Genomic DNA, 23,146 nt, shown 5'->3' with positions numbered 1-23,146 from the left:
TAACATGTGACGTTATGTGCTGTGATCGCGGTTCCATCACGGCGTAGCGGCGTGATGCGATTCTGCGAGGCGCTTTCAAGATTCTAAAATTGGACTTTTTGAATTAATGAAACTTGCGGATAATACTTATCCGGACGACGACCAACAGGCTCCATGGGCCAGGGACAAAGGATGAAACCGTTTCGCTTAGCCGCGCTCTCTCTTGCGCTGCTTACCACGTTTACGCTTGTCGGCTGTGATAACAGCGACGATAAATCTCAGGCTGCGGCTCCCGCGGCATCCTCCGCATCAACACCGAAAGCCGCGGAAAAGCCCAATGCAGAAACGCTGGCTAAACTCGCCGCCCAGAGTCAGGGAAAAGCGCTGACGTTGCTGGATACCTCTGAAGTTCAGCTCGACGGTGCCGCCACGCTGGTGCTGACCTTTTCTGTTCCGCTGAATCCCGATCAGGATTTCGCGAAAACAGTGCATGTCGTGGATAAGAAAAGCGGCAAGGTTGACGGGGCGTGGGAACTTGCGCCTAACCTGAAAGAGCTTCGACTGCGCCATCTGGAGCCTAACCGCAGCCTGGTCGTCACCGTTGAACGCGACCTGCAGGCGCTGAATAAAGCGACCTTTGGTATTGATTATGAAAAAGCCTTAACCACCCGGGATGTCGAACCGACGGTCGGTTTTGCCAGCCGGGGCTCACTGCTGCCGGGTAAAGTGGTGGAAGGCCTGCCGGTGATGGCGCTCAACGTTAACAACGTGGACGTGAACTTCTACCGCGTGAAGCCGGAGTCGTTGGCTTCCTTTGTCAGCCAGTGGGAATACCGCAATTCTCTGACCAACTGGGAATCTGATAACCTGCTGAAGATGGCAGAGCTGGTTTACACTGGTCGATTCGACCTTAATCCGGCGCGCAATACGCGCGAAAAATTGCTGTTGCCCCTGAAGGATATTAAACCACTCCAGCAGTCTGGCGTTTATATCGCGGTCATGAACCAGGCAGGGCACTACAACTACAGCAACGCCGCAACGCTCTTTACCCTGAGCGATATCGGCTTGTCCGCTCACCGCTATCACAACCGTCTGGACATCTTCACTCAGAGCCTGGAAAACGGTGCGGCGCAGTCCGGCGTGACCGTTACGCTGCTGAATGACAAAGGCCAGACGCTTGCCGAGGCGAACAGCGATGCCGACGGTCATGCGAAGCTTGAAACCGACAAAGAAGCCGCGCTGATCCTGGCCAGTAAAGACGGCCAGACCACGCTGCTCGATCTCAAGCTGCCTGCGCTCGACCTGGCGGAGTTCGATATCGCCGGTAGTCCTGGCTACAGCAAACAGTTCTTTATGTTTGGCCCGCGCGATCTCTACCGTCCTGGGGAAACTGTGATCCTTAATGGCCTGCTGCGCGACAGCGACGGAAAACCGCTTCCCGATCAGCCTGTGAAGCTTGACGTGCTGCGTCCGGATGGACAGGTCGCGCGTACGATTGTCGTCAAGCCAGAAAACGGACTCTATCGTTTTAACTATCCGCTGGACAGCGGGGCGCAGACCGGTATGTGGCATATTCGCGCTAACACCGGCGACAACCTGCAGCGGCTGTGGGACTTCAACGTTGAAGATTTTATGCCGGAGCGTATGGCGCTCAACCTGACCGGGCAAAAAGCCCCGGTATCACAGCAGGATAATGTCGACTTTAACGTTGTGGGGTACTACCTGTACGGCGCGCCAGCTAATGGCAATTCGCTGCAGGGCCAGCTTTACCTGCGTCCGCTGCGTGAGGCGGTGGCTACGCTGCCGGGCTTCCAGTTTGGCGATATCGCCGAGGAAAACCTGAGCCGCAGCCTGGATGAAGTACAGCTTACGCTCGACGAGCAGGGGCGTGGACAGGTTAGCACCGAAAGCCAGTGGAAAGAGGTACACTCTCCGCTGCAGCTGATCCTGCAGGCCAGTCTGCTGGAGTCCGGCGGCCGTCCGGTAACGCGTCGTGCTGAACAGGCTATCTGGCCTGCGGCTGAACTGCCGGGGATTCGTCCGCAGTTCGCCAGCAAGGCCGTTTACGACTACCGCACCGACACCACCGTCAACCAGCCGATTGTGGATGAAAACGGCAACGCCAGCTTCGACATCGTTTATGCCGACGCCAGCGGTACGAAAAAAGCGGTTTCCGGGTTACAGGTTCGCCTGATCCGCGAACGCCGGGACTATTACTGGAACTGGTCGGAGAGTGATGGCTGGCAATCCCAGTTTGATCAGAAAGACCTGGTCGAAGGTGAGCAGGAGCTGACGCTCAAGGCCGATGAGACGGGTAAAGTCACCTTCCCGGTGGAGTGGGGCTCATACCGCCTGGAAGTTAAAGCGCCTGACGAGATGGTCAGCAGCGTCCGTTTCTGGGCAGGATATAGCTGGCAGGATAACAGCGACGGCACCGGTGCGGCACGCCCTGATCGCGTGACGCTAAAACTGGATAAGCCAGCCTATCAGCCAGGCGATACCATCAACCTGCACATTGCAGCACCGGCTGCGGGCAAAGGCTATGCGATGATCGAATCCAGCGAAGGACCGCTGTGGTGGAAAGAGATCGACGTACCGGCAAATGGGCTGGATCTCTCCATTCCGGTAGATAAAGCCTGGAAACGTCACGATCTCTACCTCAGCACGCTGGTGGTTCGTCCTGGCGATAAGTCCAAATCCGCCACGCCGAAACGCGCGGTTGGTCTGTTGCATCTGCCGATGGGTGACGAAAATCGCCGTCTGAATATTGCGCTGGATACTCCGCAGAAGATGCGTCCGAACCAGACGCTCTCTGTGAAAGTGAAAGCCAGCGTGAAAGAGGGGGCTGTGCCACAGAAGGTGAACGTGCTGGTCTCGGCTGTTGATAGCGGCGTGCTGAACATTACCGACTACGTCACGCCGGATCCGTGGGAAGCTTTCTTCGGTCAGAAGCGCTATGGCGCGGACATCTATGATGTTTACGGCCAGGTGATTGAAGGTCAGGGACGTCTGGCCGCACTGCGCTTTGGCGGAGACGGCGATGAACTGAAACGCGGCGGTAAGCCACCGGTGAACCATGTCACCATTATTGCTCAGCAGGCGCAGCCGGTTACGCTTGATGCCAACGGTGAAGGCACCATCACGCTGCCGATCGGTGATTTCAACGGCGAACTGCGCCTGATGGCGCAGGCCTGGACGGAAGACGATTTCGGCAGCAGCGAAAGCAAAATCATTGTGGCGGCTCCGATTATCACCGAGCTTAACACGCCGCGATTCCTCGCAAGTGGCGATACCTCTCGCCTGACGCTGGACCTGACCAACCTTACTGACCAGCCGCAAACGCTGAACATTGCGTTAACCGCAACCGGTAAGGTGTCGCTCGAAGGTGCTCAGCCAGAGCCGGTTAAGCTGCCGCCTGGCGCTCGTAGCACTCTGTTTATTCCGGTGCGCGCGCTGGAAGGCTATGGCGATGGTGAAGTAACTGCTCAGGTGACGGGGCTTCAGCTCCCTGGTGAGACGTTTGCGCCGCAGCAGAAGAGCTGGAAAATTGGTGTACGCCCCGCATTCCCGGCGCAAACGGTGAATACGGGCACGATGCTGAACCCTGGCGAATCCTGGAGCGCGCCAGCACAGCATATCGACGGTTTCTCGCCTGCCACGCTACAGGGACAGCTGTTGCTCAGCGGTAAACCACCTTTGAACCTGGCGCGCTACATTCGTGAACTTCAGGCCTATCCATACGGATGTCTTGAGCAGACCACCAGCGGCCTGTTCCCGTCCCTCTACACCAACGCGGCACAGCTTACGGCGTTGGGCATTAAAGGCGACACCGACGATAAACGCCGTGCGGCCATTGATATCGGCATCTCCCGTCTGCTGCAAATGCAGCGTGACGATGGCGGTTTTGCCTTATGGGATAAAAACGGCCCGGAAGAGTACTGGCTTACCGCCTATGTTACGGACTTCCTGGTGCGGGCAGGGGAGCAGGGTTACAGCGTGCCTGCCGAGGCGGTGAATAACGCCAACAGCCGACTGCTGCGCTATTTACAGGATCCGGGGATGATGTCCATCCGCTACAGCGACGACACCCAGGCCAGCAAATTTGCTGTCCAGGCGTATGCTTCGCTGGTGCTGGCTCGTCAGCAAAAAGCGCCGCTCGGTGCATTGCGTGAAATCTGGGATCGCCACGCTCAGGCTGCTTCCGGGCTTCCGTTGATGCAGCTGGGCATGGCACTCAAACTGATGGGGGATACACCGCGCAGCCAGCAGGCGCTGGATCTGGCTCTCAAAACACCCCGTAACGACAGCCGAAACTGGATGGCGGATTACGGCAGCCAGCTGCGTGATAATGCCCTGATGCTCTCCCTGCTGGAAGAGTACAAGCTGCTGCCGGATGCGCAAAACAGGCTGTTGAACGCGTTATCTGAAGACGCGTTCAGCCAGCGCTGGCTGTCAACCCAGGAGAGCAATGCGCTGTTCCTGGCTGGACGTTCACTGCAAACCTTGTCAGGCGCGTGGCAGGCAACGACCACCCTCTCTGAACAGACCCAGAGCAGTGATAAAGCGCAGGTAGAAAACCTGAACGGCGACCAGCCTGGTGCCTTGCAGGTGACGAATACCGGCACGACGCCGCTGTGGGTACGACTGGACACTACTGGCTATCCGGAGTATGCGCCCCAGCCATCTTCTCACGTCTTGCAGATTGAACGTCATATCCTGGCGACAGACGGCAGCAGCAAGTCGCTCTCTTCACTTAAGAGCGGTGAGCTGGTTCTGGTGTGGCTGGAAGTGAAGGCAAGCCAGAACGTACCGGATGCGCTGGTGGTGGATCTGCTCCCGGCAGGTCTGGAGCTGGAAAACCAGAATCTGGCGAGCAGCAGCGCCAGCTTGCAGGACAGCGGCAGTGAAGTGCAAAACCTGCTGAATCAGATGCAACAGTCTGATATTCAGCACATGGAATTCCGCGACGATCGCTTTGTGGCCGCCGTGCCGGTCAATGAAGGTCAGCCGGTCACGCTGGTTTACCTGGCCCGTGCCGTTACGCCAGGAACCTATCAGGTGCCTGTTCCGATGGTCGAGTCCATGTACGTTCCGCAGTGGCGAGCAACGGGGTCGGCCAGTGGCCCGCTGATCGTTGTTCCGTAAGATGCAGATAGCACGCCTGATTCGCTCCCGCTGGCTGTGGCTTGCGGGAGCGCTTCTCTTTTTAGGGGGGCTGATTGTCGCCGCTGACCGCGTGTGGCCGTTGCCCCTGAAAGAGGTCAACCCTGCGCGAGTGGTGGTGGATGAGCAGGGTGTTCCGTTGTGGCGTTTTGCCGACAGCGAAGGCATCTGGCGCTATCCGGTTACCATTGAAGAGGTTTCCCCACGCTATCTTGAGGCGCTGATCCAGTATGAAGATCGCTGGTTCTGGGATCACCCTGGCGTCAATCCGCTTTCTGTACTGCGTGCCGCCTGGCAGGATCTCACCGCCGGGAGAGTGGTTTCTGGCGGGAGCACGCTTACCATGCAGGTGGCACGCCTGCTGGATCCGCATCCGCGTACCTTTGGCGGTAAAATTCGTCAGCTGTGGCGGGCGATGCAGCTGGAGTGGCATCTCTCCAAGCGTGAAATCCTGACGCTGTATCTCAACCGTGCCCCGTTTGGCGGCACGTTGCAGGGCGTGGGCGCGGCAAGCTGGACTTATCTTGGCAAACCGCCGTCTCAGCTGAGCTATTCCGACGCGGCGCTGCTGGCTGTACTGCCACAGGCACCCAGCCGTCTGCGCCCCGACCGCTGGCCGGAACGTGCCGAAGCGGCGCGGAACAAAGTGCTCGACCGCATGCTGACTCAGGGCGTCTGGTCTGAGAAGCAGGTGAAAGAGTCCCGTGAAGAGCCGGTCTGGCTGGCCCCCCGGCAGATGCCGCAGCTGGCGCCGCTCTTTTCCCGCATGATGTTGAGTAAAAGCCGCGACACAAAAATAGTCACCACGCTGGATGCAGCTTTGCAACGACAGCTTGAAGAGCTGGCAATGAACTGGAAATCGCGCCTGCCTGCCCGCAGTTCACTGGCGATGATCGTCGTGGATCATACATCCATGAAAGTGCGTGGCTGGGTAGGCTCGGTAGATATCAATGATGACAGTCGCTTTAGTCACGTGGATATGGTCAATGCGATCCGATCGCCGGGATCGGTCCTCAAGCCATTCATCTATGGCATGGCGCTGGACGATGGCCTGATCCATCCCGCTTCGTTATTACAGGATGTTCCAAGAAAAACGGGGGATTATCGCCCCGGCAACTTTGACAGCGGTTTTCATGGGCCGGTCAGCATGAGCGAAGCCCTGGTGCGTTCCCTCAACCTGCCTGCGGTGCAGGTGCTGGAAGCGTACGGCCCAAAACGTTTTGCAGGCATGCTGAGCAACGCGGGATTACCGCTCATACTCCCTGCGGGTGCGCAGCCCAACCTCTCCCTGATCCTGGGGGGCGCAGGGGCACGCCTGGCTGATATCGCTGCCGCCTACAGTGCCTTTGCGCGGCAGGGGCAGGCGGGTCGGTTGCGTTTACAGCCGGGCGATCCGCTGATCGAACGTCCGCTGCTGTCGCAGGGGGCGGCGTGGATCATTCGTCGCATTCTCGCCAGTGAAGCACAGCCCCTGCCGGACAGTGCGCTGCCCCAGGTTGCGCCGCTGGCGTGGAAAACGGGCACCAGTTACGGCTACCGGGATGCCTGGGCCATTGGGCTGAACGCCCGGTATGTCATTGGAATCTGGACCGGACGTCCGGACGGCACGCCCGTTGCCGGGCAGTTTGGTTTCGCCAGCGCAGTTCCGCTCCTGAATCAGGTCAATAACATGCTTCAGTCCCGCTCGATGGTGGATGAAGCCCGTCTGCCGCGCGATCCGCGTCCTGCAAGCGTAGGACGGGGCGTGATTTGCTGGCCGGGGGGCCAGTCCCTGCCTGAAGGGAGCGAAAACTGTCGGCGTCGGCTGTCAACCTGGCTGCTGGAAGGCAGTGAACCGCCTACGCTGCTGCTGCCGGAACAGGAAGGTATTCGCGGGATCCGTTTCCCGGTCTGGCTGGATAAAGAAGGCAAACGCGTCGCAGCGGATTGTCCTGATGCGACAGAAAAAGTGCTGGATGTCTGGCCGCTGCCTCTGGAGCCCTGGCTGCCTGCTGCCGAAAAACGGGCAGCTCGTCTCCCCGCCCGTTCAGCGGTTTGCCCTCCGCTGGATAACCATAATGCGGCGCCGCTGATGTTGTCAGGCGTCAGAGAAGGGGCGGTAATTAAACGTCTTCCGGGTGAGAAAAACATGACCCTGTTCGTTTCAACCAGCGGCGGGGAGGGGCAACGATGGTGGTTTTTGAATGGCGAACCGCTGGACGGACATCAGAAGAATTATTCACTGCAATTATATTTGTCGGGTAAATATCAGTTAGTTGTATTAGATGAAACAGGACAAACGGCGACGGTCAATTTTGAGTTAGATCGCTAAGTGTTACTCCTCAAGAGTTAGCTTGATAATTATCAATATCCGTTCCTGAAAAAAAACGAGAATGCGTTTTTATTTTAAGGAACGAGCAATGGAAAAAAATAAACATCAGGGAGAGGGGACTATTCCCGCCATATCCCGGCGTCAGTTTATTCAGGCAGGATCGGCGCTCGCCGCTCTGCCTTTTGTCGTCAAAACCGGCAAAGTACAGGCACAGGGCGCGGCGGTTTCAGACACTACGCCTGAAGAAAAAGTGGTGCAAACCTGTAGTACGTTTGACTGCGGCGGCAAGTGTGATATTCGTGCTCACGTCAGTGAGGGCGTTGTGACCCGAATTTCTACGCGTCCGGATGACGCGTTGGATCCGCAAATGCCCATAATGCGCGCCTGCGTGCGTGGCCGGGCTTATCGGAAATTTGTTTACCATCCCGATCGACTGAAATACCCAATGAAACGTGTAGGGAAACGTGGCGAAGGAAAATTCGAGCGTATTACCTGGGATGAAGCCACCACCCTTATTGCGAATCAATTAAAAACTATTACGCAAAAATACGGTGCGGCTTCACGCTATGTTCATGTGGGCACCGCTGTGTCCGGCGGGACTTTTTCCGGCGATAAAATGGTTCGTCGTCTGCTCAACTTAACCGGCGGCTATCTCGAAAGCTATCACTCGGTCAGTATGGGTAACACGGCGGCAGCAACGCCGTATACCTATGGCACCGCTGCCAGCGGCAGCTCTCTTGACACGCTGCTGGACACCAAACTGGTCATCCTCTGGGGACATAACCCGACGGAAACGATCTTTGGTCACAGCAACCACTTCTACCAGAAGATGAAGCAAAACGGCACTCGCTTTATTGTTGTCGACCCTCGCTATTCCGATACGGTTTCCTCCCTGGCCGATCAGTGGATCCCGCTGCTTCCCACCACGGACAACGCCCTGATGGACGCGATGATGTATGTGATCGTCACGGAGAACCTGCACGATCGCGACTTTATTCAGCGCTACACCCTGGGCTTTGACGAAGACACTATGCCAGAAGGCGTTCCGGCCAATGAATCCCTGATGGCTTACCTGAGCGGCGCAAAAGATGGCGTGGCGAAAACGCCCGAGTGGGCAGAGAAAATCACCCACGTGCCTGCACAAACAATTCGGCAACTGGCGCGCGACTACGCAACCACCAAACCCGCTGCGCTGATCCAGGGCTGGGGACCGCAGCGTCATAACTGCGGCGAGCGCACCGCGCGCGGCTCGACGTTGCTGGCTACGCTCACGGGTAACGTCGGGGTGAAAGGCGGTTGGGCAGCAGGCTATGGCGGCTGCGCAAACCGGAAATTTGCCGCAGGACCAGAAATGCCGGACAACCCGGTCAAAGCCAAAATATCGGTGATGAACTGGGTGCAGGCCGCCGACGATGCCTCTCAGGTCACCGCGGACGTCGGCCTGAAGGATGCCGAAAAGCTGGACAGCAATATCCGCATCCTGTTCTCGCTGGCGGGAAATTATCTGGCTAACCAGAACCCGGATCTTCATCAGGCAACCCGTGTCCTGGAAGACGAGTCGAAAATCGAGTTTATCGTCGCAAGCGATCTGTTTATGACGCCGAGCGCCCGATACGCCGACCTTCTTTTGCCGGAAACCAGCTTTATGGAACGCTGGAATATCGGCGAAACCTGGGGCACGGCAAGCTATCTGATCCTGTCAGAAAAGCTCATTGAACCTGAATTTGAACGCCGTTCAGACTACGACTGGCTGCGGGAGGTCGCTGCTAAGCTTGGCGTCGAACCCGCGTTCAGTGAAGGGCGTGACGAAAAAGCGTGGATTGAGCACATCTGGGAGCAGACGCGTCTTTCCATGCCTGACGAAAACCTGCCGGACTTCGCGACGCTACAGAAGACGCGTCAGCACCTTTTCAAAAGCGCGCCGTTCGTCGCCTTTGAAGACAATATTCGCGATCCGCAGAATCATCCGTTCCCGACGCCGTCCGGAAAAATTGAGATCTTCTCGAAGCGTCTGTACGACATGCATCACCCGGAAATTCCGGCGCTGTCGCACTACGTGCCTGCCCATGAAGGGCCGGAAGACGCGCTGGCGAAACGCTTCCCGCTCCAGCTGATTACCTGGAAAGGAAAAAACCGCGCTAACTCCACCCAGTACGCCAACCCGTGGTTAATTGAGGCGCAGCAGCAAAAGCTGTGGATCAACCCGCAGGATGCGCAAAATCGCGGCATTGCGCAGGGAGATACCGTGCGTATTCATAACGCGCGCGGCATTTGCGAGATCCCGGCGGAGGTCACGCCGCGCATCATTCCAGGCGTTGTGGCCATGCAGGCGGGTGCCTGGTGGCAGCCGGACGAGCAGGGTATTGATAAGGGCGGCTGCGCGAACGTGCTCAGTTCCGCACGTATTACCGCGCTTGCGAAAGGGAATTCCCATCAAACCATGCTGGTGGAGGTAGCTAAAGCATGAGTCAGTTTAAACATTACGCACCGGTAAGCGACAAACAGCTGGGTTTTTATATCGACTCTTCTCGCTGCTCGGGCTGCAAAGCATGTCAGGTAGCGTGCAAAGATAAAAACAACCTTGAGGTCGGACGTCGTTTCCGTCGCGTGTACGAAGTTAATGGCGGGAGCTTTATCCCGACCGGGCAGGGTGGCGTCAGCAATAACGTTTTTGCCTACACGCTCTCTATCTCCTGTAACCACTGTGCCGACCCAATCTGCACCAAAAACTGTCCGACCACTGCGATGCATAAGCGTCCGGGGGACGGTATTGTGCGCGTAGATACTGATAAGTGCGTCGGCTGCGGCTACTGCGCGTGGTCATGCCCTTACGGCGCGCCACAGCTCAACGAGCAGACCGGGCAGATGTCCAAATGTGATTTCTGCGTGGATCTACAGGCGAAGGGGGAACAGCCTGTCTGTGTGGCAACCTGTCCTCTCGAAGCGATTAAATTCGGGCCGATTGATGAACTGCGGGCGAAGTATGGTGCGGTCTGTGATGTGAAAGGCTTGCCTGATTCCTCCATCACCAAACCGAACCTGGTGATCAAAGCGCATCAGGGCGCAGAGAAAGAGGGGAAACGTCATGCATGAGTTACCGCTGCTGATTTTTACGCTGTTCCTGCAAGGATCGGTTGGCGTTACGCTGTGGCTGGCCTTCGGAAGCACGCAACGCAGCGCGCTGCTGCCGGCTGCCGGAGCGTTTGTGCTGGCCAGCCTCGGTCTGCTCGCCTCCGCGTTGCACATGGGCTATCCACTTAATGCGTTCAACGCGCTGCGTCACGTATCCAGCTCCTGGCTGAGCCGTGAGATTATCTTTGCCAGTCTTTATCTTGCGGCACTTGGCCTCGCAACGCTGCTGATGTTTGTCAAAAAACCAGGCTGGAAGCCGCTGTTGGTTGTGGCAGGTCTTGTCGGGCTGGTAGATGTGTTCTGCATGGCGCAGATCTACATGCATGCATCCGTGGTGACGTGGCATCACATTAATACCCTGGTGCTGTTTATCGGTTCGGTGGGAATTATCGGTTCAGCCTGCATGGCCGTTGGGGCACGTTCCCAGACTCGCGTGCGAACGGCGATTGTCATTATCACGCTGCTGGTGATTGCACGTCTGGTGATGCAGCCCGTCTGGCTGGCAGATATTACGGCTATGGACAACACCGTTGTGACGTTCCCACACGCACCGTTACAAATGCTGGAGCAACTGCGAACCGTGCATCTGCTGAGCTGGTGCGTTTCCGTTGCGGGTATGCTGTGCTTTGCTGCGGGCGGCTTAAAAGCGGCGCGAGGCACAATGCTGTTGGGCAGCGCCTTGCTGATTGTGGGTGAGCTGATGCTGCGCTTTGTTTTCTTCAGTATTGGCTGATGGGCGGATTAACCTTTGCCCCGGCGATGGACGTGACGCATGCGTGCGTCCGTCGCCGTTTTCGCCACTCTTCCTGCTGCGCCTGCGCGGACGTCTGTCCCGTGCAGGCTTTTTCTTTTACCGACACCGGCGTCTCGGTTGATGACAGCCGCTGTATTGAATGCGGTGACTGCCTGTTTGTCTGCCCCGCTGTAGCCATCACCGGCATCACGCCGCGAAAACGTTTTCTGTGTGGCGATACGCTTGTTGGGCCTTTTACTGACCGTGCGCCAGGGGTGAATGAGCTTCTGCTGTGGCACGCGCAGCACCACGTTCGTTTTATCAGTATCGACGCGGAGCAGAATCCTGACTGGTTGCTGGCGATTGCCCGGCTGAATCTGGCGCTTCGTCGACGTGGTGAAGCAGCGTGGGCGTTTAAACATATACCCGTCAACGAGGTAAATACCGCCCGGCGTGCGCTGATGCACGTTCCCCGTGAGGATGTCCGGGTCTGTTGCGTCGTGCCCGGTCAGCGTGAGCTGCGCAGGGCGTTTTCTGCGTTTAGCGAGGCAGAGATAACTCTCGATACCGAATCCTGCGTACTCTGCGGCGCGTGCTGGCGGAGTTGTACGGAAAACGCGATTCGGTTTGAGAACGCTGAACTGGTCGTGGAAACCGGACGCTGTACGGGGTGTGGCGGCTGCGAAGCGGTATGCCAGCATGCGGCGATAAACGTGACGCAAACAGACGGGACAGCGAAAAGCGTGACCATACCGGCATATGAAGCCGTTTGTTTGACGTGCCACCGGCATTTCTGGTCATTTAGTTCTGATGAAAAGCAGTGTCCGCTCTGTTTTCACCATCAGTACGGCATGCGAAATACGAGCTGTTGCTAATCTTCGTCTCATTTTAAAAAAATGTTATGCATAACCATAGGCAATGGCGCTATTGCTCTTTATAATCCGCGCCACACCATACTCAGGTATGCAAAAACAACAGAACATTTTACAGAGGTTATCAATGGCTATTGAACGTACTTTTTCCATCATCAAACCAAACGCGGTGGCAAAAAACGTTATTGGCAGCATCTTCGCTCGCTTTGAATCAGCAGGGTTTAAGATCGTTGGCACCAAAATGCTGCACCTGACCGTTGAACAGGCTCGCGGTTTCTACGCTGAGCACGAAGGTCGCCCATTCTTTGACGGTCTGGTCGAGTTCATGACTTCTGGCCCAATCGTGGTATCCGTACTGGAAGGCGAAAACGCGGTACAGCGTCACCGCGATCTGCTGGGTGCAACCAACCCGGACAACGCGCTGGCAGGTACTCTGCGCGCTGACTACGCAGACAGCTTCACCGAGAACGGCACCCACGGTTCCGACTCTGTTGAATCTGCTGCGCGCGAAATCGCGTTCTTCTTTGCAGAAGGCGAAGTGTGCCCGCGCACTCGCTAATAATTTCGTAAATGCCGCGTGCAAACGTGGCATCCCTGCGCCAGACTTTGTACAATGCAACGCCCCGGACGAGCAGACTGCTTACCGGGGCGTTTCTTTTCAACCCACCAAGGGCCACAACGTGTAACAACGAGGCCGGAAAAAATTATGTCTGAATTAGTGAATACCTCCGAAGTCGCCATTCCTGCGGTTCCCAATAAAAATGGAAAAATTAACCTGCTGGACCTGAACCGTCAGCAGATGCGCGAGTTCTTTAAAGAGATGGGCGAGAAGCCGTTTCGTGCCGATCAGGTCATGAAATGGATGTACCACTATTGCAGCGACAACTTTGATGACATGACGGACATCAACAAAGTGCTGCGCAATAAGCTTAAAGAAGTGGCGGAAATCCGCGCACCGGAAGTGGTGGAAGAGCAGCGCTCTTCAGATGGCACTATCAAGTGGGCCATTGCCGTTGGCGATCAGCGTGTTGAAACCGTGTATATCCCGGAAGACGATCGCGCCACGCTGTGCGTCTCTTCTCAGGTGGGCTGTGCGCTGGAGTGCAAATTCTGCTCTACGGCGCAGCAGGGCTTTAACCGTAACCTGCGCGTGTCGGAAATTATCGGCCAGGTCTGGCGTGCCGCGAAAATCGTGGGTGCAGCGAAAGTCACCGGTACACGTCCAATCACCAACGTGGTGATGATGGGGATGGGTGAACCGCTGCTCAACCTGACCAACGTCGTTCCGGCGATGGAAATCATGCTCGACGATTTCGGTTTTGGTCTGTCCAAGCGCCGCGTTACGCTCTCTACTTCCGGCGTTGTGCCTGCGCTGGACAAACTGGGTGACATGATTGACGTTGCGCTGGCCATCTCCCTTCACGCGCCAAACGACGCCATCCGTGACGAAATTGTGCCGATCAACAAAAAGTACAATATCGAAACTTTCCTGGCTGGCGTGCGCCGTTACCTGGAGAAATCCAACGCTAACCAGGGCCGCGTGACCATTGAATACGTGATGCTGGATCATGTTAACGACGGTACCGAGCATGCACATGAGCTGGCTGAACTGCTGAAAGATACGCCATGTAAGATCAACCTGATCCCATGGAACCCGTTCCCGGGCGCGCCGTATGGCCGTAGCTCGAACAGCCGTATCGATCGCTTCTCAAAAGTGCTGATGGAGTATGGTTTCACCACCATCGTACGTAAAACGCGTGGCGACGATATCGACGCAGCCTGTGGTCAGCTGGCGGGTGACGTTATTGACCGTACCAAACGTACGCTGCGTAAGCGTATGCAGGGTGAGTCAATCGCGGTTAAAACCGTTTGATTATTATGCAGACACGGCGCATTTTTTGCGCCGTGAAGCATTAATTTACTGAATAACCAGCCACAATCATCACGACTGATTAATAATTACGGTGCGTTTCATACGACTTTCGGGCAGTATGTAACGACGTAACAACAGTTTAGCGTGAAGGCCTGCCAGCGCTGTCATCTGCGGCCCGACAGTCTTATACTGTTTGTTCCAGGTTAACTGACCTAAAGTTTCGCGGTGCGGGTGGCATTGTGACTCACCGGCACCTGAACCCTTATTTTCACGTACCAGTAGTTGTAGCGAATGAATACTGAAGCCACTCACGATCAAAATGCAGCACCCTCCACTGGCGTTCGTCTTCGCAACGCCCGTGAACAACTCGGACTCAGCCAGCAAGCCGTTGCAGAACGCCTGTGCCTGAAGGTTTCCACCGTTCGCGACATTGAAGAAGATAAGGCACCCGCCGATCTGGCTTCAACGTTTCTGCGCGGTTATATCCGTTCTTACGCCAAACTGGTTCATATTCCTGAAGACGAATTACTGCCGATGATGGAGAAGCAGGCGCCTGTGCGTGCGGCAAAAGTTGCGCCGATGCAGAGCTTCTCTCTGGGCAAACGTCGTAAAAAACGCGATGGCTGGCTGATGAGCTTTACCTGGCTGGTCCTGTTCGTGGTTGTCGGCCTGACGGGCGCATGGTGGTGGCAAAACCACAAAGCGCAACAGGAAGAGATCACCACCATGGCCGATCAGTCCTCCGCTGAGCTTAATCAGTCTGGTACTAACGGCGCGCAAAGCGTGCCGCTGAGCACCGAAGGGGCTGCGACCTCCAGCGAACCTCAGGCGACAGCAACCAGCACCCCTGCAACCGATCCAGCGGCGACGCCAGAATCGACGGCGAATACCGCACCGGCTACCCAGGCCCAGGATCAGAACGCGGTCGTATCACCTTCTCAGGCCAATGTTGATACCGCCCCTGCGGCAACGGCACCGGCAGATAACACCGCGGCGTCACTGCCAACTGACCCGGCGGGTACGGCGGCACCTGCCGTTGACCCGAATGCGCTGGTGATGAATTTCACGGCTGATTGCTGGCTGGAAGTGACTGACGCGACAGGTAAAAAGCTGTTCAGCGGCCTGCAACGTAAAGATGGCACGTTAAATCTAACGGGCCAGGCACCATACAAGCTTAAAATCGGCGCACCGGCAGCGGTACAGATCCAGTATCAAGGAAAACCTGTCGATCTGAGCCGCTTTATCAGAACTAACCAGGTTGCGCGTCTTACCGTTAATGCCGAACAATCAGCAGCACAGTAACAGACGGGCAATGCGGGAGATTTTACATGCATAACCAGGCTCCTATTCAACGTAGAAAATCGAAACGGATTTACGTTGGGAACGTGCCAATCGGCGATGGGGCGCCTATCGCCGTCCAGTCGATGACCAATACGCGTACTACGGATGTAGAAGCGACGGTTAATCAAATCAAAGCATTAGAACGCGTCGGCGCGGACATTGTTCGCGTCTCAGTGCCGACCATGGACGCCGCTGAGGCGTTCAAACTGATCAAGCAGCAGGTGAGCGTTCCGCTGGTTGCCGATATTCACTTCGATTACCGTATCGCGCTGAAAGTCGCTGAATACGGTGTCGATTGTCTGCGTATTAACCCAGGCAACATCGGCAACGAAGAGCGCATTCGCATGGTGGTTGACTGCGCCCGCGACAAAAACATTCCAATCCGTATCGGCGTAAACGCTGGCTCTCTGGAAAAAGATCTCCAGGAAAAGTACGGTGAGCCGACGCCGCAGGCGCTGCTCGAATCCGCCATGCGTCACGTCGATCATCTGGATCGCCTTAACTTCGATCAGTTCAAAGTGAGCGTGAAAGCGTCTGACGTTTTCCTGGCCGTTGAATCGTATCGTCTGCTGGCAAAACAGATCGATCAGCCGCTGCACCTTGGCATCACCGAGGCGGGTGGGCTGCGCAGCGGCTCAGTAAAATCGGCAATTGGTCTCGGCCTGCTGCTCTCTGAAGGCATCGGTGACACGTTACGCGTCTCCCTGGCCGCCGATCCGGTGGAAGAGATCAAAGTCGGTTTCGACATCCTGAAATCACTGCGTATCCGCGCGCGTGGGATCAACTTCATCGCCTGCCCAACCTGTTCACGTCAGGAGTTTGACGTGATCGGCACCGTGAATGCCCTGGAGCAGCGTCTGGAAGACATCATCACCCCGATGGACGTTTCCATCATCGGCTGCGTGGTGAACGGTCCGGGTGAAGCGCTGGTGTCCACGCTGGGCGTTACCGGCGGTAACAAGAAAAGTGGTCTCTATGAAGATGGCGTTCGTAAAGATCGTCTGGATAATAGTGATATGATCGACCAGCTTGAAGCCCGCATTCGCGCAAAAGCGACGATGATGGACGAAGCGCAGCGCATCAGCGTTCAGCAGGTTGAAAAATAACGTGATGGGAAGCAGGCTGCTTCCCATGTATGATTGAACCCATTCTTTGGGTTCTTTTTTGTATATAGAAAGAGAATAAACGTGGCAAAAAACATTCAAGCCATCCGCGGCATGAACGATTATCTGCCTGGCGAAACCGCCATCTGGCAGCGCATTGAAGGCACACTGAAGCAGGTGCTCGGCAGCTACGGTTACAGCGAAATTCGTTTGCCGATTGTAGAGCAGACCCCGTTATTCAAACGCGCGATCGGCGAAGTAACCGACGTGGTTGAAAAAGAGATGTATACCTTTGAGGACCGCAACGGCGACAGCCTGACCCTGCGTCCTGAGGGGACGGCGGGTTGCGTACGCGCCGGCATCGAACATGGTCTCCTGTACAATCAGGAGCAGCGCCTGTGGTATATCGGCCCGATGTTCCGCCACGAACGTCCGCAAAAAGGCCGCTACCGTCAGTTCAACCAGCTTGGCGTGGAAGTGTTTGGTCTGCAAGGACCAGATATCGATGCCGAACTGATTATGCTGACTGCCCGCTGGTGGCGTGCGCTCGGTATTTCTGAGCACGTTTCCCTGGAGCTGAACTCTATCGGTTCTCTGGAAGCGCGTGCGAACTATCGCGATGCGCTGGTGGCGTTCCTGGAACAACACAAAGAGAAGCTCGACGAAGACTGTAAGCGTCGTATGTACAGCAACCCGCTGCGCGTACTCGATTCCAAAAATCCTGACGTACAGGCGCTGCTGAACGATGCGCCAGCGCTGGGTGACTACCTGGATGAGGATTCCCGCGAACACTTTGCTGGCCTGTGCAAGCTGCTTGAAGCGGCGGGCATTGCTTATACCGTTAACCAGCGTCTGGTGCGCGGTCTGGACTACTACAACCGCACCGTATTTGAGTGGGTCACCACCAGCCTCGGTTCGCAGGGCACCGTCTGTGCTGGCGGTCGTTATGACGGACTGGTCGAGCAACTGGGTGGTCGCGCAGCACCGGCTGTAGGCTTCGCGATGGGCCTTGAGCGACTTGTTTTGCTGGTTCAGGCAGTTAATCCGGAATTTAAAGCCGATCATGTTGTCGATATATACCTGGTGGCCTCAGGTGCGGATACGCAGTCTGCGGCGATGCAGCTTGCCGAACGCGTGCGCGATGCGCTGCCGGACGTAAAGCTGATGACCAACCACGGCGGCGGCAACTTTAAAAAACAGTTTGCTCGTGCCGATAAGTGGGGCGCAAGTATTGCACTGGTGCTGGGTGAGTCCGAAGTGGCCAACGGCGAAGTGGTGGTTAAAGACCTGCGCTCTGGTGAGCAAACTACGGTAACGCAGGATGGCGTTGCGGCGCACTTGCGCACTCTATTGGGCTAAGGAGAAGGACTGCGTGGAAATGTACGAGAACGAACACGACCAGGTTGATGCGGTTAAACGCTTCTTTGCTGAAAACGGCAAGGCACTGGTTGTAGGGGTTATTTTAGGTGTTGGTGCGCTGGTTGGCTGGCGTTACTGGAACAATCATCAGGCTGACTCTGCTCGCGGTTCATCCCTGAACTACGAAAACACCGTTAGCGCAATCCGTGCCGATCAGCCGCAAACGCTGACGGCTGCGGAGAAATTTGCCGCTGACAACAAAAACACCTACGGTGCGCTGGCTGCGCTGGAAGTGGCTCAGCAGTATGTTGATAAAAACGAACTGGACAAAGCCGCTGCGCAACTGTCTCAGGGGCTTGCTGCTGCCAGTGACGAAAATCTGAAAGCGGTGATCAATCTGCGCCTGGCACGTATTCAGGTTCAGCAGAAAAAAGCCGACGACGCGCTGAAAACGCTTGATACCATCAAAGGTGATGGCTTTGCCGCTATTGTCGCCGATCTTCGCGGTGAAGCACTGCTGAGTAAGGGTGATAAAGCGGGCGCGCGTAAAGCGTGGCAAGCTGGCGTGGATAGTAAAGCTTCACCTGCGCTGAGCGAAATGATGCAGATGAAAATAAATAATTTGTCCGTCTGAGAGGGACCCAATGCAATTGCGTAAATTACTTCTGCCAGGACTGCTTTCTGTTACGTTATTGAGTGGTTGTTCACTGTTCAGTGGCGAAGAAGACGTTGTCAAAATGTCCCCGCTGCCGACGGTTGAAAACCAGTTCACTCCGTCCACCGCCTGGGACACCTCCGTGGGTGATGGTATTGGCGATTTTTATTCCAACCTGCACCCGGCATTTGCTGACGGCGTGGTCTATGCGGCCGATCGCAAAGGCACCGTTAAAGCGCTGAACGCTGATGACGGAAAAGAAGTGTGGTCCATTAACCTGGCGGAAAAAGACGGCTGGTTCTCCCGTAAACCTGCGCTGCTTTCTGGCGGCCTGACCGTTGCCGGCGGTCACGTGTATGTGGGCAGCGAAAAAGCGCAGGTTTACGCGCTGAATGCCAGCGACGGTTCGGTTGCATGGCAGACCAGCGTTGCCGGTGAATCCTTGTCACGTCCGGTTGTCAGCGACGGCCTGGTGTTGATCCATACCAGCAACGGCCAGTTGCAGGCGCTGAACGAAGCCGATGGTCTGGTAAAATGGACGGTTAACCTGGATATGCCAGCGCTGTCTCTGCGTGGTGAATCTGCTCCGGCGACTGCATTTGGCGCCGCCATTGTGGGTGGTGACAACGGTCGTGTCAGCGCAGTACTGATGCAGCAGGGTCAGATGATCTGGCAGCAGCGTATTTCCCAGGCGACCGGTTCAACTGAAATCGACCGTCTGAGTGACGTGGACACCACGCCGGTCATCGTTGACGGTGTGGTTTACGCGCTGGCGTATAACGGCAACCTGACGGCGCTGGACCTGCGTAGCGGCCAGAACATGTGGAAACGTGAGCTGGGTTCCGTGAACGATTTCATTGTCGACGGCAACCGTATTTATATGGTGGATCAGAACGACCGTTTGCTGGCGCTGAGCACCGAAGGTGGCGTGACGCTGTGGACGCAGAGCGATCTGCTTCACCGTCTGCTGACCGCACCAGCACTGTATAACGGCAGCCTGGTGGTGGGCGACAGCGAAGGCTATATGCACTGGATCGATCCAGAGAATGGCCGCTTCGTGGCGCAGCAGAAAGTGGACGGCTCAGGCTTCCTGACCGACCCGGTTGTGGCTGACGGCAAACTGCTGATTCAGGCAAAAGACGGCACGCTGTACGCGATCACGCGTTAATTACACGGCGGTTGTAGTATACTAAACGGCTCCTGTTCACTCAGGAGCCGTTTTGACATTTTTAAGAACGCTGCGAAAGCGACGTTATTTTGAATTTTATGAGGCTTCAAACATGGTACCTGTGGTCGCGCTTGTCGGGCGCCCTAACGTTGGAAAATCCACTCTTTTTAACCGTTTAACACGCACCCGTGATGCGCTGGTTGCGGATTTCCCGGGGCTGACGCGTGACCGTAAGTACGGTCGTGCAGAGGTGGAAGGACGCGAGTTCATCTGTATCGATACCGGGGGTATTGACGGTACGGAAGACGGCGTAGAAACCCGCATGGCAGAGCAATCTCTGCTGGCTATCGAAGAAGCGGATGTGGTTCTGTTTATGGTGGATGCGCGCGCTGGCCTGATGCCCGCGGACTCCGCTATCGCTAAACATCTGCGTTCACGCGAAAAGCCAACCTTCCTGGTGGCGAACAAAACTGACGGCATTGATGCCGATCAGGCCGTTGCGGATTTCTGGTCTTTAGGTCTGGGTGATATTTATCCTATCGCGGCCTCGCATGGCCGTGGCGTCACCAGCCTGCTGGAAACCGTTCTGCTGCCGTGGGTTGATGAAGTAAACCCGCCGGAAGAGGTGGACGAAGACGCCGAATACTGGGCACAGTTTGAAGCCGGAGAGGAAGGCGAGGAAGAGCCGGAAGATGACTTCAACCCGCAGGATCTGCCGATTAAGCTGGCTATCGTTGGTCGCCCAAACGTAGGTAAGTCTACGCTTACTAACCGTATTCTGGGCGAAGAGCGCGTGGTGGTTTACGACATGCCAGGCACAACGCGCGACAGCATTTACATTCCAATGCAGCGCGATGAACGTGAGTACGTACTTATCGACACTGCAGGGGTGCGTAAGCGCGGGAAAATCACCGATGTAGTGGAAAAATTCTCGGTGATCAAAACACTTCAGGCGATTGAAGACGCCAACGTGGTGCTGCTGGTTATTGACGCACGTGAAGGTATCTCCGATCAGGATCTCTCTCTGCTCGGCTTTATCCTTAATAGTGGGCGCTCACTGGTTATCGTCGTCAACAAGTGGGATGGTCTGAGCAATGAAGTACGCGAACAGGTGAAAGAGACGCTGGACTTCCGTCTGGGCTTTATCGACTTTGCCCGCGTTCACTTCATCTCTGCCCTGCACGGCAGCGGCGTAGGCAACCTGTTCGAATCCGTTCGTGAAGCCTATGACAGCTCTACCCGCCGCCAGAGCACGGCGATGCTGACCCGTATCATGAATATGGCTGCTGAAGACCACCAACCGCCGCTGGTGCGTGGCCGTCGCGTGAAGCTGAAATATGCCCACGCCGGGGGGTATAACCCGCCTATCGTGGTGATCCACGGTAACCAGGTGAAAGACCTGCCGGACTCCTACAAACGCTACCTGATGAACTACTTCCGCAAGTCGCTGGACGTGATGGGTACGCCTATCCGTATTCAATTCAAGGAAGGGGAAAACCCGTTTGCGAATAAACGTAACACCCTGACGCCGAACCAGATGCGTAAGCGTAAGCGTTTGATTAAGCACATTAAGAAAAGCAAATAATTCTTACCGAACTCACTAAAACCCGCGCCTGTCGCGGGTTTTTTTCGCTCATTCAAAAGGTCTGCCTTCCCTGTGTGATGTCAATCACTATTCGCTTTTAACCATGTTTATATCTAAGAAAGTAGACAATCGTCGAATTTTCATCTTAAAGTCCAGGGTTCGGTACTAGACAAAACTAGCGCCTGGTTATCAAATGGTTAACCAATATTTCGCCGCATGTAAAAAATCGATCGGATACGTAACCGTTCGGCGTACATGCTGGTGTTTACAAGCACGACACATACCTTTCGGGAGAATTATGCAATCCTCTGTTAATCAAAAAGAGAGCCGAACCTTCTTCGGCCATCCTTATCCGCTCGGTTCGCTGTTCTTCACTGAGATGTGGGAGCGTTTCTCGTTTTACGGTATTCGCCCGCTATTGATCCTGTTTATGGCCGCCACCGTGTATGACGGCGGAATGGGCCTGGCGCGTGAAAACGCCTCGGCGATTGTCGGCATCTTCGCGGGCACCATGTACCTCGCCGCACTGCCGGGCGGCTGGCTGGCGGATAACTGGCTCGGCCAGCAGCGGGCCGTCTGGTACGGTTCGATTTTGATTGCACTTGGGCACCTGTCGATTGCCCTGTCGGCCATTATGGGCGACAACCTGTTCTTCATCGGCCTGATGTTCATCGTGCTCGGCTCCGGCCTGTTCAAGACCTGTATCTCGGTCATGGTCGGTACCCTCTACAAAAAGGGCGATGCGCGTCGTGACGGCGGTTTCTCGCTGTTCTATATGGGCATCAACATGGGCTCGTTCATTGCTCCTCTGATTTCCGGCTGGCTGATTAAAACCCACGGCTGGCACTGGGGCTTTGGTATCGGCGGTATCGGGATGTTGGTCGCCCTGATTATCTTCCGCGTGTTTGCCGTTCCGGCCATGAAGCGCTACGACAGCGAAGTCGGTCTGGACTCCACCTGGAACAGTCCAGTAGTGAAACGTAACGGCGTGGGTGCCTGGCTGCTGGCGCTGGCTGTGGGTGTTGCAATCATCGTCACGTTGATTGCCCAGGGCGTGATTGTGATTAATCCGGTCGCGGTGGCCAGCGTGCTGGTATATGTGATTGCCGCCTCCGTCGCGCTCTACTTCATCTACCTGTTCATCTTCGCCGGGCTGAATCGCAAAGAGCGCGCAAGGCTGCTGGTATGCTTTATTCTGCTGGTCTCCGCCGCGTTCTTCTGGTCCGCGTTCGAGCAGAAGCCAACCTCCTTCAACCTGTTCGCCAACGACTACACTAACCGCATGATCGGTGATTTTGAGATCCCGGCGGTGTGGTTCCAGTCGATTAATGCCCTGTTCATCATTCTGCTGGCACCGGTATTTAGCTGGGCATGGCCGAAGCTGGCGAGCAATAATATTCGCCCGAGCAGTATCACCAAGTTCGTGATCGGTATTTTGTGCGCGGCGGCGGGCTTCGGCCTGATGATGCTGGCGGCACAGAACGTGCTGAGCAACGGTGGAGCAGGGGTTTCTCCGTTCTGGCTGGTAGGCAGTATCCTGATGCTGACGCTCGGGGAACTGTGCCTGAGTCCGATTGGTCTGGCAACCATGACCCTGCTGGCGCCGGAAAGAATGCGCGGTCAGATGATGGGCCTGTGGTTCTGCGCCAGTGCGCTGGGTAACCTGGCTGCGGGCCTGATTGGTGGTCACGTGAAGGCCGACCAGCTGGATATGCTGCCAGACCTCTTTGCCCGTTGCTCCATCGCGCTGTTGATTTGTGCTGCGGTGCTGATCGTCCTCATTGTTCCGGTGCGTCGCATGCTGGAAAATGTGCAGACAAAACCGGCTACCGAAGCCTGATACTATTCAGCATGCCGGGGCAGTTATCCAGC

General features: G+C 56.1%; 15 protein-coding genes. All 15 read left to right on the top strand.

All coding sequences use genetic code 11. From position 1 onward, the window contains the following. Positions 1–171 precede the first annotated feature (171 nt). The 15 genes from ACOTXC_RS08040 to ACOTXC_RS07970 all read left to right on the top strand — a co-directional run bounded on the left by ACOTXC_RS08040 (position 172) and on the right by ACOTXC_RS07970 (position 23,114). Positions 172–5,124: an alpha-2-macroglobulin family protein gene (locus ACOTXC_RS08040; RefSeq protein ID WP_421767552.1), complete on the top strand. Its 4,953-nt coding sequence runs from the start codon at positions 172–174 to the stop codon at positions 5,122–5,124. A gap of 1 nt (position 5,125) precedes the next feature. Further along, complete coding sequence (pbpC, locus tag ACOTXC_RS08035; protein WP_022649008.1) at positions 5,126–7,453, top strand: peptidoglycan glycosyltransferase PbpC; 2,328 nt, start codon at positions 5,126–5,128, stop codon at positions 7,451–7,453. An 88-nt stretch (positions 7,454–7,541) separates the two neighbouring features. Next, positions 7,542–9,920: a DMSO/selenate family reductase complex A subunit gene (locus ACOTXC_RS08030; RefSeq protein WP_421767551.1), complete on the top strand. Its 2,379-nt coding sequence runs from the start codon at positions 7,542–7,544 to the stop codon at positions 9,918–9,920. Next, entirely contained in the window at positions 9,917–10,546 is a 630-nt protein-coding gene (locus ACOTXC_RS08025; RefSeq protein ID WP_022649006.1) for a DMSO/selenate family reductase complex B subunit, read from the top strand. Before ACOTXC_RS08030 ends, ACOTXC_RS08025 begins: the two co-directional genes overlap by 4 nt. Further along, on the top strand, positions 10,539–11,318 hold the full coding sequence (locus tag ACOTXC_RS08020; protein WP_022649005.1) for a dimethyl sulfoxide reductase anchor subunit family protein: 780 nt from the start codon (positions 10,539–10,541) through the stop codon (positions 11,316–11,318). The genes ACOTXC_RS08025 and ACOTXC_RS08020 overlap by 8 nt, the downstream gene beginning before the upstream one ends. Then, entirely contained in the window at positions 11,318–12,193 is an 876-nt protein-coding gene (locus ACOTXC_RS08015) for a 4Fe-4S binding protein (RefSeq protein ID WP_022649004.1), read from the top strand. Before ACOTXC_RS08020 ends, ACOTXC_RS08015 begins: the two co-directional genes overlap by 1 nt. Positions 12,194–12,317: 124 nt before the next feature. Continuing rightward, the gene (ndk, locus tag ACOTXC_RS08010) at positions 12,318–12,749 is read left to right on the top strand and encodes a nucleoside-diphosphate kinase (protein WP_003860625.1); all 432 of its coding nucleotides are present in this window, start codon (positions 12,318–12,320) and stop codon (positions 12,747–12,749) included. A 147-nt stretch (positions 12,750–12,896) separates the two neighbouring features. Next, the gene (locus ACOTXC_RS08005) at positions 12,897–14,063 is read left to right on the top strand and encodes a bifunctional tRNA (adenosine(37)-C2)-methyltransferase TrmG/ribosomal RNA large subunit methyltransferase RlmN (RefSeq protein WP_003860623.1); all 1,167 of its coding nucleotides are present in this window, start codon (positions 12,897–12,899) and stop codon (positions 14,061–14,063) included. 291 nt (positions 14,064–14,354) lie between these two features. After that, the gene (gene rodZ / locus ACOTXC_RS08000) at positions 14,355–15,365 is read left to right on the top strand and encodes a cytoskeleton protein RodZ (protein ID WP_421767550.1); all 1,011 of its coding nucleotides are present in this window, start codon (positions 14,355–14,357) and stop codon (positions 15,363–15,365) included. A gap of 26 nt (positions 15,366–15,391) precedes the next feature. Next, positions 15,392–16,510 carry a flavodoxin-dependent (E)-4-hydroxy-3-methylbut-2-enyl-diphosphate synthase gene (gene ispG / locus ACOTXC_RS07995; RefSeq protein ID WP_003860619.1) on the top strand — a complete coding sequence of 373 codons (1,119 nt, stop codon included), beginning with the start codon at positions 15,392–15,394 and terminating at the stop codon, positions 16,508–16,510. Positions 16,511–16,591: 81 nt separating this feature from the next. After that, positions 16,592–17,866, top strand: coding sequence for a histidine--tRNA ligase (hisS, locus tag ACOTXC_RS07990; RefSeq protein ID WP_421767549.1), 1,275 nt, complete (start codon positions 16,592–16,594; stop codon positions 17,864–17,866). Positions 17,867–17,879: 13 nt separating this feature from the next. Next, complete coding sequence (locus ACOTXC_RS07985) at positions 17,880–18,500, top strand: YfgM family protein (protein ID WP_032622338.1); 621 nt, start codon at positions 17,880–17,882, stop codon at positions 18,498–18,500. A 10-nt stretch (positions 18,501–18,510) separates the two neighbouring features. Further along, positions 18,511–19,689, top strand: a complete 1,179-nt coding sequence (bamB, locus tag ACOTXC_RS07980; protein ID WP_421767548.1) for an outer membrane protein assembly factor BamB — start codon at positions 18,511–18,513, stop codon at positions 19,687–19,689. Between the two features lie 112 nt (positions 19,690–19,801). Further along, positions 19,802–21,274 carry a ribosome biogenesis GTPase Der gene (gene der / locus ACOTXC_RS07975; RefSeq protein ID WP_022648998.1) on the top strand — a complete coding sequence of 491 codons (1,473 nt, stop codon included), beginning with the start codon at positions 19,802–19,804 and terminating at the stop codon, positions 21,272–21,274. Between the two features lie 298 nt (positions 21,275–21,572). Further along, positions 21,573–23,114 (top strand): peptide MFS transporter, encoded by a 1,542-nt coding sequence (locus tag ACOTXC_RS07970; protein ID WP_023306697.1) that lies wholly within the window; start codon positions 21,573–21,575, stop codon positions 23,112–23,114. Positions 23,115–23,146 lie beyond the last annotated feature (32 nt).

Origin of the sequence: Enterobacter cloacae complex sp. IR5428 (assembly GCF_049238585.1) — a bacterium.
Classification (GTDB): domain Bacteria; phylum Pseudomonadota; class Gammaproteobacteria; order Enterobacterales; family Enterobacteriaceae; genus Enterobacter; species Enterobacter intestinihominis.
Note: the sequence above shows the minus strand (reverse complement) of the source record. Positions and strands in the feature narration are given on the sequence as shown.